Annotated in this window: 16 protein-coding genes; 13 read left to right on the plus strand and 3 right to left on the minus strand. The window is 65.4% G+C overall.

From position 1 onward, the window contains the following. Positions 1–139: 139 nt before the first annotated feature. From NCR39_RS14890 to purF, 13 genes are all read left to right on the plus strand, one after another. Positions 140–319 (plus strand): hypothetical protein, encoded by a 180-nt coding sequence (locus NCR39_RS14890; RefSeq protein WP_250452873.1) that lies wholly within the window; start codon positions 140–142, stop codon positions 317–319. 81 nt (positions 320–400) lie between these two features. Then, positions 401–1,522 (plus strand): aspartate-semialdehyde dehydrogenase, encoded by a 1,122-nt coding sequence (gene asd, locus NCR39_RS14895; RefSeq protein ID WP_250452874.1) that lies wholly within the window; start codon positions 401–403, stop codon positions 1,520–1,522. A gap of 170 nt (positions 1,523–1,692) precedes the next feature. Continuing rightward, positions 1,693–3,624 carry a FimV/HubP family polar landmark protein gene (locus NCR39_RS14900; protein WP_250452875.1) on the plus strand — a complete coding sequence of 644 codons (1,932 nt, stop codon included), beginning with the start codon at positions 1,693–1,695 and terminating at the stop codon, positions 3,622–3,624. Position 3,625: 1 nt separating this feature from the next. Further along, entirely contained in the window at positions 3,626–4,429 is an 804-nt protein-coding gene (gene truA, locus NCR39_RS14905) for a tRNA pseudouridine(38-40) synthase TruA (protein WP_250452876.1), read from the plus strand. Between the two features lie 5 nt (positions 4,430–4,434). Further along, positions 4,435–5,103 (plus strand): phosphoribosylanthranilate isomerase, encoded by a 669-nt coding sequence (locus NCR39_RS14910; protein ID WP_250452877.1) that lies wholly within the window; start codon positions 4,435–4,437, stop codon positions 5,101–5,103. A gap of 54 nt (positions 5,104–5,157) precedes the next feature. Beyond that, entirely contained in the window at positions 5,158–6,351 is a 1,194-nt protein-coding gene (gene trpB / locus NCR39_RS14915; protein WP_250452878.1) for a tryptophan synthase subunit beta, read from the plus strand. 7 nt (positions 6,352–6,358) lie between these two features. Continuing rightward, on the plus strand, positions 6,359–7,210 hold the full coding sequence (locus tag NCR39_RS14920; protein WP_250452879.1) for a DNA-methyltransferase: 852 nt from the start codon (positions 6,359–6,361) through the stop codon (positions 7,208–7,210). A gap of 53 nt (positions 7,211–7,263) precedes the next feature. After that, the gene (trpA, locus tag NCR39_RS14925) at positions 7,264–8,067 is read left to right on the plus strand and encodes a tryptophan synthase subunit alpha (protein WP_250452880.1); all 804 of its coding nucleotides are present in this window, start codon (positions 7,264–7,266) and stop codon (positions 8,065–8,067) included. Between the two features lie 57 nt (positions 8,068–8,124). Further along, a complete protein-coding gene (gene accD / locus NCR39_RS14930) occupies positions 8,125–8,997 on the plus strand; it encodes an acetyl-CoA carboxylase, carboxyltransferase subunit beta (protein ID WP_040049967.1) in 873 nt (290 codons plus the stop codon). Between the two features lie 77 nt (positions 8,998–9,074). Further along, positions 9,075–10,385 (plus strand): bifunctional tetrahydrofolate synthase/dihydrofolate synthase, encoded by a 1,311-nt coding sequence (gene folC / locus NCR39_RS14935; protein WP_250452881.1) that lies wholly within the window; start codon positions 9,075–9,077, stop codon positions 10,383–10,385. Between the two features lie 47 nt (positions 10,386–10,432). After that, entirely contained in the window at positions 10,433–11,287 is an 855-nt protein-coding gene (locus NCR39_RS14940) for an SPOR domain-containing protein (RefSeq protein WP_250452882.1), read from the plus strand. Positions 11,288–11,293: 6 nt separating this feature from the next. Then, positions 11,294–11,827, plus strand: coding sequence for a CvpA family protein (locus NCR39_RS14945; RefSeq protein WP_250452883.1), 534 nt, complete (start codon positions 11,294–11,296; stop codon positions 11,825–11,827). A 125-nt stretch (positions 11,828–11,952) separates the two neighbouring features. Then, positions 11,953–13,500 (plus strand): amidophosphoribosyltransferase, encoded by a 1,548-nt coding sequence (gene purF / locus NCR39_RS14950; protein WP_250452884.1) that lies wholly within the window; start codon positions 11,953–11,955, stop codon positions 13,498–13,500. 60 nt (positions 13,501–13,560) lie between these two features. Here the strand turns inward: purF and NCR39_RS14955 are convergent, their stop codons facing one another. From NCR39_RS14955 to NCR39_RS14965, 3 genes are all read right to left on the minus strand, one after another. Beyond that, positions 13,561–14,340, minus strand: coding sequence for an AraC family transcriptional regulator (locus NCR39_RS14955; protein WP_250452885.1), 780 nt, complete (start codon positions 14,338–14,340; stop codon positions 13,561–13,563). A gap of 7 nt (positions 14,341–14,347) precedes the next feature. Beyond that, positions 14,348–14,689 (minus strand): FKBP-type peptidyl-prolyl cis-trans isomerase, encoded by a 342-nt coding sequence (locus tag NCR39_RS14960; protein WP_250452886.1) that lies wholly within the window; start codon positions 14,687–14,689, stop codon positions 14,348–14,350. Between the two features lie 109 nt (positions 14,690–14,798). After that, positions 14,799–15,992 (minus strand): glycosyltransferase, encoded by a 1,194-nt coding sequence (locus NCR39_RS14965; protein ID WP_250452887.1) that lies wholly within the window; start codon positions 15,990–15,992, stop codon positions 14,799–14,801. Positions 15,993–16,001 lie beyond the last annotated feature (9 nt).

Below are 16,001 nucleotides of genomic sequence, written 5' to 3' on the forward strand. Positions count from 1 at the left end.
CCCCCCCCCCCCCCCCCCCCCCCCCCCGCCCCCCCCCCCCCCCCCCCCCCCCCCCCCCCCCCCCCCCCCCCCCCCCCGGCCCCCCCCCCCCCCCCCCCCCCCCCCCCCCCCCCCCGCAACTCGTGTATATTGTTTGGTCATGGCGAAGAACTCTCAATTCTCTACGGACTCCATCGGTCGCGGCATCCACGCTCGCGCGACGAGTCTCGCCTTTGTCCAGCGTATCGACGTTATCGCCAGCATTGGCGCAATCGCCGCTATCGGCACGTCGAAAACGCGCACGACGAAAATCTCCATTAAAGCGATCACGATTCGCTGATCGTCCCTCGTGTCCGAGCGTCTTCCCCGCGCGGCCACGCCGGGCAAGGATGCGGGGAAGAGTCCACAGATAAGGTTAGTCATGAACGTAGGTCTCGTTGGTTGGCGCGGTATGGTCGGCAGCGTCCTGATGCAGCGCATGCAGCAGGAAGGCGATTTCGACCTGATCGAACCGGTGTTTTTCAGCACCAGCAATGCGGGCGGCAACGCGCCGTCGTTCGCTAAAAACGAGACGAAGCTCAAAGACGCAACGAGCATCGACGACCTGAAAAAGTGCGACGCCATCATCACGTGCCAGGGCGGCGACTACACGAACGACGTGTATCCGAAGCTGCGCGCGGCGGGCTGGAAAGGCTACTGGATCGACGCGGCATCGGCGCTGCGCATGAAGGACGACGCGGTCATCATCCTCGATCCCGTCAACCTCGACGTCATCAAGGATTCGCTCGTCAAGGGCGGGCGCGATTTCGTCGGCGGCAACTGCACGGTCAGCCTGATGCTGATGGCGCTCGGCGGCCTGTTCCGCGAAAACCTCGTCGACTGGATGACGGCCATGACGTATCAGGCCGCTTCGGGCGCGGGCGCGCAGAACATGCGCGAACTGCTGTCGCAGATGGGCGCGCTCAACGCGTCGGTGGCGGGCGATCTGGCGAATCCGTCGTCGGCCATTCTGGATATCGACCGCAAGGTGCTCGCCACGATGAACAGCGACGCCATGCCGACCGATCATTTCGGCGTGCCGCTCGCGGGCTCGCTGATTCCGTGGATCGACAAGGATCTCGGCAACGGCATGTCGAAGGAAGAGTGGAAGGGCGGCGCGGAAACCAACAAGATTCTCGGCAAGCCGGCGATGGGCGAGCCGGGATCGATTCCCGTCGATGGCCTGTGCGTGCGGATCGGCGCGATGCGCTGCCACTCGCAGGCGCTGACCATCAAGCTGAACAAGGACGTGCCGCTCGACGAAATCAACGGCATTTTGGCTTCGGCGAACGACTGGGTGAAGGTCGTGCCGAACGAGCGCGAAGCGTCGATGCGCGATCTGTCGCCGGCGGTGGTCACGGGCACGCTGACGGTGCCGGTCGGCCGTCTGCGCAAGCTCGCGATGGGCGGCGAGTATCTGTCGGCGTTCACGGTCGGCGACCAGCTTCTGTGGGGCGCGGCCGAACCGCTGCGCCGCATGCTTCGCATTCTGCTGGACAAGTAAAGTAAACTACGCGCCTAAAGCGCGGACATCGAACGAAAAGCGTCGCGTCATCGCGGCGCTTTTTGTTTATGGGGCCGGTTTATCGGCGCTGCATGCAAACGGCCGGTCGTGACCGTCCGTCGCGCGCGTCCTCGTTCTGATTCAACTTTTCGCCGTACCGTGGAGCTTCAATGATTCGACGACCCCGCCGGTCTTTTATCCCGTCAGCGCATGCGGCGTTTGCCGCGGCGAGCGTCGCCCTCTGCGCGCTGCTTTCGACGATGTCCGGCGCGGCGATCGCGCAGGCGAGCGATGCAGCCGCCGGCGCATCGGCGACGGTCGCATCCGGGCAGCGGTACGCGGTGAAGCCGGGACAGTCGCTCAACGATGTCGCGGGCGAGATCACCGGATCGAAGGAACGCGCCGTCAAGGAAAAGATGGCGCGCGCGCTCTTCGACGCGAACCCGAACGCGTTCGCGGGCCACGACATCAACCGGCTCAAGCTCGGCGCCGTGCTCAACGTGCCGGCGAGCGAAGCCGGCGGCGCGTCGGATGCGCAGGCTGCGGCGAGTGCTGTTCAGGCTAGCGCGCCGGAGCCCGCGTCGCAGGGCACGACCGGGGCGGCTTCGGAGAGTACGCCGTCTGCATCGGCGGTCGAATCAGCCAGCGGCGTGCAGCAAGCTTCGGAAGCGCAGCCGCCTGCCACGCCCGCCGTTGCGCCGGCGGCCAGCGCACCCGCGCCGGAGTCGGTGCCCGCGCGCCGCGTCGGTCCGGACCCGATGCTGTTCGGGCTCGCCATCGCGGTGCTGCTCCTGCTCTTCCTTCTGATGATGTGGCGCAGCGCCAAACGTCGACGGGCGAAGGCGGAGGCCGAAGCGCGCCGCCACGAGCGTGTGCCCGCGTCGGCTGTTTATCCGCCGGCTACCGGCGCTGCCGACCTCGAAGGCGATGCGGTGCCGCGCGATCAATCGGAACTGAATGCGGTCGCGGCGAGCATGGAAAGCTATGAGGCGGCTCAGTCATTCGCCGCCCCTTCCGATGACGATGCCGCTCCGTCCGCTAAAGCGCCGCTCGACGCTCCTTCGGAAGCCGAAGCCGCGCCCGAAGCGCCCGAAGCCGCCGAAACCCAAGCGAACGACCGCGACCGCGCGGAGCCGCCCGCTCCGTTCATGCCTGCCGCACCGGCTGCGCTCCATTCCGCGTTCATGCCGCCGCGTCCCGTCGAGATGAGCGAAGCCGACGCGCAGCAACCGCAAGAGCGCGAGATCGCTGGCCGCGAAGCCGAGAAGTGGGAAGCCGAGGAGCGCCAGGCCGCCGCGCGGCAAGCTGCGGCGCGGGAGGCGGAAGAGCGCGAGATCCGTGCACGCGAAGCAGCGGCGCGCGATGCGCTCGCTCGCGAAACGGCGGGACGCGAAGGCGAAGCGCGGGAAGCAGCCGAACAGGAAGCGCAGGCGCAGCAGGCCCGCGAGGCGGCGGCGCGCGAGATCATCGCTCGTGAAGCCGAGTTGCGCCAGGCGCAGGCGCATGCACACGAAGAACACGCGGAAGACGACGAGCCGACGCAAGGCGATCGCTTTCCGATGCCGAAATTTCCGACCGAAGCGGTTCAGGCGCTCGATTCGCTGGATCTCGGCTTGCCGCCGCGCATGGAATTGAAGCTGAATTCCCCGCTCGATTCGGGCGCAACGCCGCCGCTCCACGAATCGCAAACGCCGATCGAGCCTGTGCCGTTCGTGCCGCAGCCCGTCGCTGAAACGGACGCCGCGCAGCAATCGAAGGCCGATATCGCGCCGCCATCCGCCGCCGCGCAGATCGAAGCGGGGACGGCCGGCGCAGCGTCGGTCGCGGGCTTGGGCGCGCGGCTGGGGCCGACCCAGTTCGGTCCGCTCAGCCTGGACTTCGATCTGGACCTTCCGTCGAGTCAGACCGAGCCGCTGCCGGCGCTGACCCCGGCGCAGCTCGCGACCATCGCGCGCAACAAGCTGGAACTGGCCGTCGAATATATCGAACTGGGCGATCTCGGCGGCGCGCGCACGCTGCTGCAGGAAGTGATCGCATCGAACGATACGGCCACGCGCCAGAAAGCCGCCGCGCTGCTTTCGACTCTCGCGCCGCATTCCTGACATGCGGATCGCGTTGGGCATTCAGTACGACGGCGCGGCGTTTTGCGGCTGGCAATCGCAGCCGCACGGCAAGACGGTGCAGAACACGCTCGAGCGCGCGCTCGCGGAATTCGCGCAGACGCCGCTGCAGACGGTCGTCGCCGGGCGCACGGACACGGGCGTTCACGGGCTCGGCCAGGTCGTTCATTTCGAGACGGATCTCGATCGCGCCGAGTTCTCGTGGGTGCGCGGCACGAACGCGTTCCTGCCGGAAACGGTCGCGGTGCAATGGGCGAAGCCGATGCCCGACGACTTCCACGCGCGTTTCGCGGCCTTCGAGCGGACGTACTTCTACGTGCTGTACGTCAATCCGGTGCGTTCGCCGATGCTCGCGAAACGCGCGGGCTGGGTCCACACGCCGCTCGACGTCGCCGCGATGCGCGATTCCGCCGCGTGTCTGATCGGCGAGCACGATTTTTCGTCGTTCCGCGCGGCGGATTGCCAGTCGAAAACGCCGGTCAAGCACGTCTATCAGATCGATGTGCGCGAGCAGGGCGATTTCGTCCACTTCCGTTTTCGCGCGAACGCGTTCCTGCATCACATGGTGCGCAATCTGATGGGATGCTTCGTCGCGATCGGGCGGGGCCGTCACCCGGTTTCGTGGATGGCCGACGTCCTCGCCGCCCGCGATCGCCGCATCGCCGCGCCCACCTTCATGCCGGACGGGCTTTATTTGGCGGAAGTCGGCTATCCGGAACGCTTCGCGGTGCCGCCGCCGCACATCGCGAGCATGCCGTGGAGCGCCATCTGGGCGGACGAGACATGACAGACATGAGTAACCAGGATTTGCATCGGACGAGAATCAAGCTCTGCGGGTTGTCGCGCGCGGAGCACGTGCAGCACGCCGTCGCGCTCGGCGCGGATGCGGTCGGCTTCGTCTTTTATCCGCCGAGTCCGCGTTCGGTGAGCGTCAAGGAAGCCGTGGAACTGGCGCGGCACGTTCCGCCGCTAGTGTCGGCGGTCGGGCTTTTCGTCAACGCGACGCCCGAGTGGATCGAGGAAGTCACGTCGAGCGTGCCGCTTTCGCTGCTTCAGTTTCACGGTGACGAAACGCCCGAAGAATGCGCGAAACTCGCGTCGATTGCGGGTTTGCCCTATTGGCGCGCGGTGCGTGTCGGGCCTGATGCGGCTGCAAGCGATTTGGTAGAATCGTCGCTTAAATATGCAGCCGCAGGCGGTATCCTGCTCGACGCGCTCGTCGAGGGCTTCGGCGGCGGCGGAAAGGTATTCGATTGGTCACTTATCCCAACAGATCTCGGGCATCGGGCCGTTTTGAGTGGTGGGTTGAACGCTCAAAACGTCAGTGACGCCATCCGGCGCGTGCGCCCGTTCGCGGTCGATGTCTCCAGCGGCATCGAGGTGCCGGGCGCGAAGGGCGTGAAAGATCCCGCCCGAATGACGGCGTTCATGCGCGCGGTGCGCGAAGCGGACGCCGGCTGATTCCGAACGTGGACCGGCATCGACTTGTCGATCCACTACCGAGAGAGTGACGCAATGTACAACTTGCCTGACGAAAGAGGCCATTTCGGCCAATATGGCGGCGTTTTCGTTTCCGAAACGCTCATTCATGCACTCGACGAACTGCGCCGCGCCTACGACGCGGCCCGCCAGGACCCCGAGTTCCAGGCCGAATACGACTACGAACTGAAGCACTACGTCGGCCGTCCTTCTCCGATTTATCACGCCAAGCGCTGGAGCGAGATGCTCGGCGGCGCGCAGCTTTATCTGAAGCGCGAAGACCTGAATCACACCGGCGCGCACAAGGTAAACAACGTGATCGGCCAGGCGCTGCTCGCCCGCAAGATGGGCAAGCCGCGCGTGATCGCCGAGACGGGCGCGGGCCAGCACGGCGTCGCGACCGCGACGATCGCCGCGCGCTTCGGCATGGAATGCGTCGTGTACATGGGCGCGGAAGACGTGCGTCGGCAGGCGGCGAACGTGTATCGCATGAAGCTGCTTGGCGCGACCGTCGTGCCGGTGGAATCCGGCTCGCGCACGCTCAAGGACGCGCTCAACGAAGCCATGCGCGACTGGGTCACGAACGTCGAGAACACGTTCTACATCATCGGCACGGTGGCGGGGCCGCATCCGTATCCGATGATGGTGCGCGACTTCCAGCGCGTGATCGGCGACGAATGCCGCGTGCAGATGCCTGAAATGGCGGGCCGTCAGCCCGATGCGGTCATCGCGTGCGTGGGCGGCGGGTCGAATGCAATGGGCATTTTCTATCCGTATATCGACGATAAAGCCGTGCGCCTCATCGGCGTCGAAGCGGCGGGCGACGGCATCGACACGGGCCGCCACGCGGCCTCGCTGATGGGCGGCAGCGCCGGCGTGCTGCACGGCAACCGCACGTATCTGCTCCAGGACGACAACGGCCAGATCATCGAGACGCATTCGGTGTCGGCGGGGCTCGACTATCCGGGCGTCGGTCCCGAGCACGCGTGGCTGAAGGACGCGGGCCGCGCCGAGTACGTCGGCATCACGGACGACGAAGCGCTCAAGGCGTTCCACGATTGCTGCCGGATCGAAGGCATCATTCCGGCGCTCGAATCGAGCCACGCGCTGGCCTACGGCGCGAAGCTCGCGAAGACGCTGCCGCGCGACAAGGTGCTGCTCGTCAACTTGTCGGGCCGTGGCGACAAGGACATGCACACGGTCGCGGAGCGATCGGGCATTCAGTTCTAAGCCACAGATGCGCACTGTCATCGACGAACCGATGTCCGCCGGCGCGCTGCAGGGCGCCGGCATCGACATTCGCAACCGCGATTTTCTGGCCGATGCCGCGAGCATTCCCGACGAGTCGATCGATCTGATCGTCGCCGATCCGCCGTACGGTTTGGGCAAGGACTACGGGAACGACTCGGACATGCTGTCGGGCGTCGCCTTTCTGGAGTGGACGTATCGCTGGCTCGACATGGCGATCCCCAAGCTCAAGAAAAGCGGTTCGCTGTACCTGTTCTGCACGTGGCAATACTCGCCCGAACTGTTCGTGTTCCTGAAGCGCCGAATGATGATGATCAACGAGATCGTCTGGGACCGGCGCGTGCCGAGCATGGGCGGAACGACGCGCAAATACACGTCAGTACACGACAACATCGGCTATTTTGCGATATCGAGGGATTACTACTTCGATCTCGATCCGGTGCGCATCCCTTACGACGCAGCGACGAAAAAGGCGCGCTCGCGCAAGATTTTCGAAGGCAGCAAGTGGCTGGAGATGGGCTATAACCCGAAGGATGTCTGGTCGGTGTCGCGGCTGCATCGGCAGCACGCGGAGCGCGTCGATCATCCGACGCAAAAGCCGCTGGAAATCATCGAGCGCATGGTGCAGGCGAGTTGTCCGCCGGGCGGCCGCGTGCTCGATCCGTTCATGGGCAGCGGCACGACGGCAGTCGCTTGCGCGCGCCACGGACGGCTCTTCACGGGTTACGAGATCAACGCGGATTACTGCGCGATCGCGGAAAGCCGCCTCGCGCGGGTGCGTGGCGCGCCCGTCAAGTCCGCCAGCGTGCCGATTGCCGCCGAAGCGCAAGCCGCTCAATAGCGTCGCTGATTGCGTCTTGCCGACGCCTACCGAATACGACTACGAGAATTTCCATGTCCCGTATCAAAAACACGCTCGCGGCGCTCGCCGCGCAAGGCAAAAAAGGGCTGATCCCGTTCATCACCGCGGGCGATCCGAACCCGGAACAGACCGTCGAGTTCATGCACGCGCTGGCCAAGGGCGGCGCGGACGTCATCGAACTGGGCGTGCCGTTTTCCGACCCGATGGCCGATGGCCCCGTCATCCAGCGTTCGTCCGAGCGCGCACTCGCACGCGGCGTCACGCTGAAGCGCGTGCTCGCGGATGTCGCGCGCTTTCGCGAAACCGACGACAAAACGCCCGTCGTCCTGATGGGCTACGCGAATCCGATCGAGCGCATGGGCGCCGAAGCCTTCGCGCAAGCCGCGAAGCAGGCGGGCGTCGATGGCGTGCTGGTCGTCGATTACCCGCCCGAGGAGTCCGAAGCGTTCAGCGCGACCATGCGCGCGTCGGACATCGATCCGATCTTTCTGCTCGCGCCCACGTCGACGGACGAGCGCATCGCGGCGGTCGGCAAAATCGCGAGCGGCTACGTCTACTACGTGTCCCTCACGGGCGTGACCGGCGCGGCAAATCTGGACGTTTCGCGCATCGCGAGTAAAATCCCGGCCATCAAGTCGCATGTGCCGCTGCCGATCGGCGTCGGTTTCGGCATCCGCGACGCCCAGACCGCCCGCGCCGTGGCCGAAGTCGCGGATGCCGTGGTGATCGGCAGCCGGCTCGTGCAGTTACTCGAAGAGGCGCCGCCCGAGACCGCGGCCGCGTCGCTCACGAGCTTCATCGCGGAAATCCGCACGGCGCTCGACTCCGCCAAATAATCTTCGCCGCCGCGCCGCGTGAATCGCGCGCGGCCCCCGAACAGTCAAGGAAAAACGATGAGCTGGCTCGACAAACTGCTGCCGCCCAAGATCAAACAAACCGATCCCAAGAGCCGCAAGGGCATTCCCGAAGGCCTGTGGGTGAAGTGTCCGGCGTGCGAGGCGGTGCTGTATCGCAACGACGTCGAGGCGAATCTGCATGTTTGCCCGAAGTGCAGCCATCACATGCGCATCGGCGCGCGCGAGCGGCTCGACCGCCTGCTGGACCCGGAAGGCCGCTATGAAATCGGCCAGGAAGTCGTGCCGGTCGACGCGCTCAAGTTCAAGGACAGCCGCAAGTATCCGGATCGCCTGAAAGAGGCGATGGAAGACACCGACGAAACCGACGCGATGGTCGTCATGGGCGGCGCGATCCACACGCTGCCGTGCGTGGTCGCGTGCTTCGAGTTCTCGTTCATGGGCGGCTCGATGGGCTCGGTCGTCGGCGAGCGCTTCGTGCGCGGCGCGCGTAACGCGATCGAGCAGAACGTGCCGTTCATCTGCTTCACGGCGTCGGGCGGCGCGCGCATGCAGGAAAGCCTGCTTTCGCTGATGCAGATGGCGAAGACCACCGCGCTCCTCACGAAGCTGTCCGAAGCGAAACTGCCGTTCATTTCCGTTCTGACCGATCCGACGATGGGCGGCGTGTCCGCGAGCTTCGCGTTCCTGGGCGACGTCGTGATCGCCGAACCGAAGGCGCTGATCGGCTTCGCGGGCCCGCGCGTGATCGAGCAGACCGTGCGCGAAAAGCTGCCGGAAGGCTTCCAGCGCGCGGAATTCCTGCTGACGAAGGGCGCGGTCGACATGATCGTCGATCGCCGGAAGATGCGCGAGGAACTCGCCCAGTTGATGGCGTTGATGACGCGACAGCCCGCCGACTCCGTCGCCTGAGGCCATTTCGTTCAGCGCCGCGCCGCGCGTGAACCCGCGAGGTTCCGCGCGGCGCTTTTGCTTTCCCGATCTCGAAAATGAACACATTCCCCACACTCGACGCGTGGCTCGCCCATCTGGAAGCGGCGCATCCGGTCGGCATCGACATGGGCCTCGCGCGCATCGGCCGCGTGAAGGACGCGCTCGGGCTGACGTTCGATTGTCCCGTCATCACCGTCGGCGGGACGAACGGCAAGGGTTCGACGTGCGCGATCCTCGAAACCATCCTGCTGCGCGCGGGGTATCGCGTGGGCTGTCACACGTCGCCGCATCTGCTCGCGTTCAATGAGCGCGCGCGCATCGACGGCGCCGACGCCACCGACGCCGACCTGCTCGAGCATTTCGAGGCTGTCGAAAAGGCGCGCGCGAGTCTGCCGGAGCCGGTCTCGCTGACCTATTTCGAGTTCACGACGCTCGCGATCCTGCATTTGTTCGCATCGCGCGGGCTGGACGCGGTGATTCTCGAAGTCGGCCTGGGCGGGCGGCTGGACGCCGTGAATATCGTCGATACGGATTGCGCGGTCATCACGAGCATCGACATCGACCATACGGACTATCTCGGCGATACGCGCGAGAAGATCGCGTTCGAGAAGGCCGGCATTTTCCGCGCGGGCAAGCCTGCGGTGTGCGGCGATCCATCGCCGCCGCAAACGCTGATCGATCATGCCGAGGCGATCGGCGCGGATCTGTGGCTCGTCGGCCGCGATTTTCGTTACGAAGCGCAGCCGGGCAACGAGCGGCAGCAATGGAGCTACATCGGACGCACGCAGCGGCGTTCGGCGCTCGCGTATCCGGCGCTGCGCGGGGCGAATCAGCTGATCAACACGTCGGCGGCGCTGGCCGCGCTCGAAGCGCTGCGCGACCGGCTGCCGGTGTCGGCGCAAGACATTCGGCTCGGACTCGCGAACGTCGAACTGCCGGGCCGCTTCCAGGTGCTGCCGGGCAAGCCGCAGATCATTCTCGATGTCGCGCATAACCCGCATGCCGCCGCCGTGCTCGCGCAGAATCTGGGCAACATGGGCTACTTTCCGTACACCTACGCGGTGTTCGGCGCGATGAACGACAAGGATATCGATGGCGTCGTGCATCAGCTTCTCGGCGAAATCGATCACTGGAACGTGACCGCGCTGCCGACGCCGCGCGCGGCATCGGCGGAACGGCTCGATGCGGTGCTGCGCGAAGCCGGTGTCAACGAAGGTCCCGACAGCAGCGTTGCACGCTTTGAGACGCCCGCCGACGCTTTTCGAGACGCGTTAAGCCGAGCGTCCGAAAATGATAGAATCGTGGTTTTCGGTAGTTTCTATACGGTGGCTGGCGTCATGGCTTACCGCAAATCGCAGCATCACTGAGACGGCCGGCCACGCCGGGCGTCCACGTTTCACGCACCAAGCCATACATGGGACTTTTCTCGTTCGGCAAGAAAGACGACGCACGCGCGGCGAGCGACGCACACTCCGATTCCCCGCGCGGCTCGCGTCAAACCGTGCGGACGGAGCGCCGCACGCGCCGCTCCGAGCGCACGGACGCCGACGCGATGATGCTCGACCCCACCTTGCCCGAGAAGCAGCGCGCGCGCCGCAGGCTGGTCGGCGCAATCGCGCTGGTGCTGGCGGCGGTCATCGTGCTGCCCATGGTGCTGGATTCGCGCCCGAAGCCCGTCACCGACGACATTTCCATCGATATTCCCAATCGCGCCGCGCCCGCTGCGAAGCAATCGCGCGACGCGGACGCCGATACGCAAGCCGGCGTCGCACATGACGGCCCGGCTGCGGCATCCGCGCCAGGCGCCGCCGCTGCGGGCGTGACGCAGCCGCAAGCACAGACGCAAGCCTCCGCGCCGGCTGCGGTCGCGCAGGCCAAGCCGGAAGCGAAGCCCGAGGCCAAGCCCGAAAGCAAGCCGACGGTCACAGCCAAGCCCGCCGCCAAACCGCAGGCCGCCGAAGCCGCGCCCGAGACGAACGGCAACGCCAACACGACATCGACCGCTGCGAACACGCCGTCGTCGCCTGCGGGCAGCCGCTTCGTGCTGCAAATCGGCACGTTCGACGACGAAACCGCCGCGCAGAACTGGGTCGCCAAGTTGAAAGCCGCGGGCGTGCCCGCATATGTCGAGCATCGCCAGCAGTCCGACGGCTCGTCGCGCGCGCTGCTGCGTGCCGGACCGTTCCCGGATCGCGCGTCGGCTTCGGCTGCGCTCGTGAAGGTGCGCCAGGCGGGACTCGCCGGCGGCAAGCGGCCGGCGTCGAACTAAGCGCCGATGTTCACGAGCTACGACTATGCGGTAATGGCCGTCATCGGTCTGTCCGCGCTGCGCGGCATGTGGCGCGGACTGCTCGCCGAGGCATTCGGGCTGGTCGGCTGGATCGCCGCCATTCTGATCGCGGGCCGCTTCGTGGGCGTCGTCGCGCCGTACATTCCGGCGACCTGGCCGGGCGGCGCGCTGACGCAATGGCTGATCGCGTTTCTGCTGGTGGTCGGCGCGGTGCTGCTGCTGTCGAGCGTGCTGTCGGCGCTGTTGACGCGCATCACCGAAATCACCGGCCTGCGCGGAGTGGATCGCTCGCTCGGCTTGCTGTTCGGCCTCGCCAGAGGCGTGATATTAGTGGTGATCCTGGTCGCCCTTGCCGGCTTGACCGAATTGCCGCAGAAAGAATTTTGGCGCAACGCGCTGCTCCGGCCGACGGTCGAGCAAGGCGTGCGCGAACTGAAACCGCTGCTTCCCGATACGCTCGCCGCGTATGTGCACGTCGCCCCCGACTCGGGCGATTCGGCGCGAAACGCCGCACAATAGACGAACGGCAGGCTACACGAGGAACGCGACGCCAGGTTGCGTCTTTCGGTTCGGCTCGACGAACCGAGGCAGCGCGCCGGCTGCACGCCTTTCGACCCCGTTTCGACTCTTTGAAGGACCATGCCATGTGCGGCATCGTAGGTGTAGTTTCCCAAAGCCCTGTCAATCAGGTCATCTATGACAGCCTGCTGCTCTTGCAGCATCGCGGTCAGGACGCGGCGGGCATCGCCACGGCCAACGGCAACAACTTCCACATGCACAAGGCCAACGGCATGGTGCGCGACGTGTTCCGCACGCGCAACATGCGCAGCCTGCCGGGCAACGTCGGCATCGGGCAAGTGCGTTATCCGACGGCCGGTTCCGCATCGAACGAGGAAGAAGCGCAGCCGTTCTACGTGAACGCGCCGTTCGGCATCATCCTCGCGCACAACGGCAATCTGACGAACTGGATGCAGCTCAAGGACGAGATGTTCCGGATCGATCGCCGGCACATCAACACCGCCTCCGACACCGAAGTGCTGCTCAACGTCTTCGCGCACGAACTGCAACTCGCAAGCTCGGGCCTCCAGCTCGACGCCGCCGCGCTGTGGAAGGCGGTCGCGGGCGTGCATCGCCGCGTGAAGGGTTCGTATGCGATCGTTTCGCTGATCGCCGGTTACGGGCTCATTGCGTTCCGCGATCCGTTCGGCATTCGCCCGCTCGTGCTCGGCAAGCTGGAAACGTCGACGGGCGTCGAGTGGATCGTGGCGTCGGAATCGGTGGCGATCGAAGGCATCGGCTTCGAATTCGTGCGCGACGTCGAACCGGGCGAAGCGATTTTCATCGACGCGGAAGGCAATCTGCACAGCCATCAATGCGCGGAAAAGCCGGTGCTCAAGCCCTGCATTTTCGAACTGGTTTATCTCGCGCGTCCGGATTCCTGCCTCGACGGCGTGCCGGTCTACAACGCGCGTCTGCGCATGGGCGACTATCTCGCCGAGAAGATCAAGCGCGTGCTGCCCGACGTGCCGATCGACGTCGTGATGCCCATTCCCGATTCGTCGCGCCCCGCCGCGATGCAGGTGGCCGCGAAGCTCGGCGTCGAGTATCGCGAAGGCTTCTTCAAGAATCGCTATGTCGGCCGGACGTTCATCATGCCGGGCCAGGCGGTGCGCAAGAAATCCGTGCGCCAGAAGCTGAACGCGATGGGCATCGAATTCAAGGGCAAGAACGTGCTGATCGTCGACGATTCCATCGTGCGCGGCACGACATCGCATGAAATCGTGCAAATGGCTCGCGATGCCGGCGCGAACAAGGTGATTTTCGCGTCCGCCGCGCCGCCGGTGAAATTCCCGAACGTGTACGGCATCGACATGCCGACGCGCGGCGAACTCGTCGCGCATGGCCGCAGTGACGACGAAGTGGCGCGCATGATCGGCGCGGATTATCTGGTGTATCAGGACGTCGAGGACTTGAAGAGCGCGGTGCGCGACATCAATCCGGCGCTGGAGGATTTCGAGGCGTCGTGCTTCGACGGTAACTACATTACCGGCGATGTGACCACGGATTATCTCGATCGCATCGAAACCGCGCGTCTCGCGCCGCAAGAGCAGACCGACCGCGACATCGCGGGCGAGGCGCTCGAAGGCGGTCCTGCGCGTTCGCAATTGCATCTGCAACTGTCGGTGGATTAAGCCTTCACGACGGCTTGAGAAAGCCCGCTCGGTCGATTCGACGAGCGGGCTTTTTTGCGTCTATTGACCGCGTTGCAGCCCGCTATTGCGCCATTGTCCGGGCGCGATGCCGAAGCGCTTCGAGAACGCATGCGTGAACGCGCTTTGATCGGCGAAGCCGACATCGAGCGCAATGGCGGTCAGCGAGGTACGTGGATCGGCGAGCAGCGTGAGCGCCGTATCGAGCCGCAAGCGATGCAGATAGCGATGCGGCGTCTCGCCGAACGCTTCGTTGAACAACTGATGAAAGCGCCGCATGCCGAAGCCGCAATGCGCGGCGAGATCGGCCACGCGCAACGGCTCGGAAAGATGCGCGCGCAGCCATCGGTCGATGCGAGCGAAGTCGAGGCCGCGCGTTTCGCCGATCAGCGACGCGCCGGCATCGGCCATCAACGCGCCGCACAGATGCGTGGCCGCTTGCCAGGCGAAGCGTCGCGGCATCGCGGACGCTTCGACGCTCGCGCTCACCGCGACGTTCGCGACGAGCTGCGTGAGGCGCGCATCGAGTTCGATGGTGCGGGCGCGTTCGAAGAAGCGCACCGGGACCGCCACCGACGACGCCGGCAGATCCAGCACGAGCTGGCGATTGACGCCTTCGGCCCAATACTCGTGACGCGCGCCTGCGGGAATGATCCACGCGCGATGCCGATCGATCTGCGATTCGTTGCCGTCGACCGCCATGCCCATTGCGCCGTCGAAGCCGAGCACGATCTGATGGAAGTCGTGCTCGTCCGATGCCTGCACCGCTTCATAGCGGCGCAGCGAGACCGTGGGCGTGGAAGGGCCGAGCGGCGCGCTCATCGCGATCTCAGACGTCGAGCAGTTCCACTTCGAACACGAGCGTGGCGTTCGGCGGAATCACGCCGCCCGCGCCGCGCGCGCCGTAGCCGAGTTGCGGCGGAATGGTCAGACGGCGCACGCCGCCGACCTTCATGCCTTGCACGCCTTCGTCCCAGCCCTTGATGACCATGCCGCCGCCGAGCACGAAGGCGAAGGGATCGTTGCGGTCCTTGCTCGAATCGAACTTCTGGCCGTCGGTCAGCCAGCCCGTGTAATGCACGCTGACCGTCTTGCCCGCGACGGCTTCGGCGCCATCGCCGACGGTGACGTCTTCATACTTGAGACCGGAATCGGTCGTGACTTTCGACATGTTTGCTCCCTGGTTGCACGGCTCTTATGCCGCTGGTCGAAACCAGCATTGTAGAACGGAGCGAGGGAGCGAGTCGGGGCATGAGAAGCGCCCCGGAGAGCGGTCCGGCCTATTTCGCCAGCAAATCCGAATGCTTGGGCGATGCCGGGTCGAACGCGCCGCGCGATGGCGTCGTTGACATCATCACGTTTTGCGCCTGTGCGTCGAATACTTCGCGCGAGAAGCGGCGGCGGAAGTCGTTCGTGAGCCCGGTCATCGGCACGTTGTGCGCGGTGAAGATGCGCTCGACGAATGCATCGTGATCGCCTGCGGGGAAGAGCAGCGCGTCCGGCAAATACGATTCGAGGCCGCAGATGCGCGACACGACGATCGGCCGTTCCGCGAGCACCGCTTCGATCATCACGAGCGGCACGCCTTCGAACGCGGACGGCAGCACGAGCGTATCGCTTGCGACGATATACGGCAGCACATCGCTCTTCGGACCGACGATCCGCACGCAGGCCGTCAATGTCGGGCTGGCATCGACCATGGCGGCGAGCCGCGCCGAATCCGCGCCTTCGCCGACGATCAGCACGATGGCCCGCTTGAAAGCCTCCGGATGGCGCTCGATGGATTCGAGCAGGAAGTCCTGCCGCTTCTGCTTGAAATTGATCCGCCCGATATGCGCGATGATCGTGGTGCCGTCGTCGGGCAGGCCGAGCGATGCGCGCGCCGCGGACTTGGTGAGCATCGAGCGACTGAAGCGGTCATCGACATAGTTCTCGAGGATCATCGTGCGCGCATTCGGCGCGAGCGCGCGCAGCTTGCCGCGCAGATGATCGTTGAGCGTCACGTATTCATCCGGCATGCGATACAGCACGCGCTTGGCGAGCCATTTGACCTTTTCGGTCGTGCCGTTGTTTGCCGGGCCGTCGTCGACGAGCGGCAGGTAGCTGATCGTGCGCACATGCGCATAGCGTGCGGCAAGCAGACCCGCGATGGCGGAAACGATCGTGCCCTGCGCGATCAGCAGTTTCGAGAGCTGCAACGTGCGCAGCGTGGCGGCGGTCGTGCGGATCGCGCGGAAGAGCGCGAAGAGATCGCCGCGAATCGATTCCGCGGTGTACGAAAGGCTCACGACGCGCACCTTCGCATGATGCCGAGCCAGCTCGCTCACATAGCGATGCAGCGGCGCATTGCTCTTCGATACGAGAATATGCAGCGTTTCTATGTTCCCGCTCGTGACGAGCGCGAGCATGAATCGCTTGAGCATCTCTTCATGCCCACCGTTGATGCCCGAGTCGCAATAGATTCCAATATTCACCGGCTTCCT

It is taken from the genome of Caballeronia sp. ATUFL_M2_KS44 (genome assembly GCF_023630965.1).
GTDB lineage: Bacteria > Pseudomonadota > Gammaproteobacteria > Burkholderiales > Burkholderiaceae > Caballeronia > Caballeronia concitans.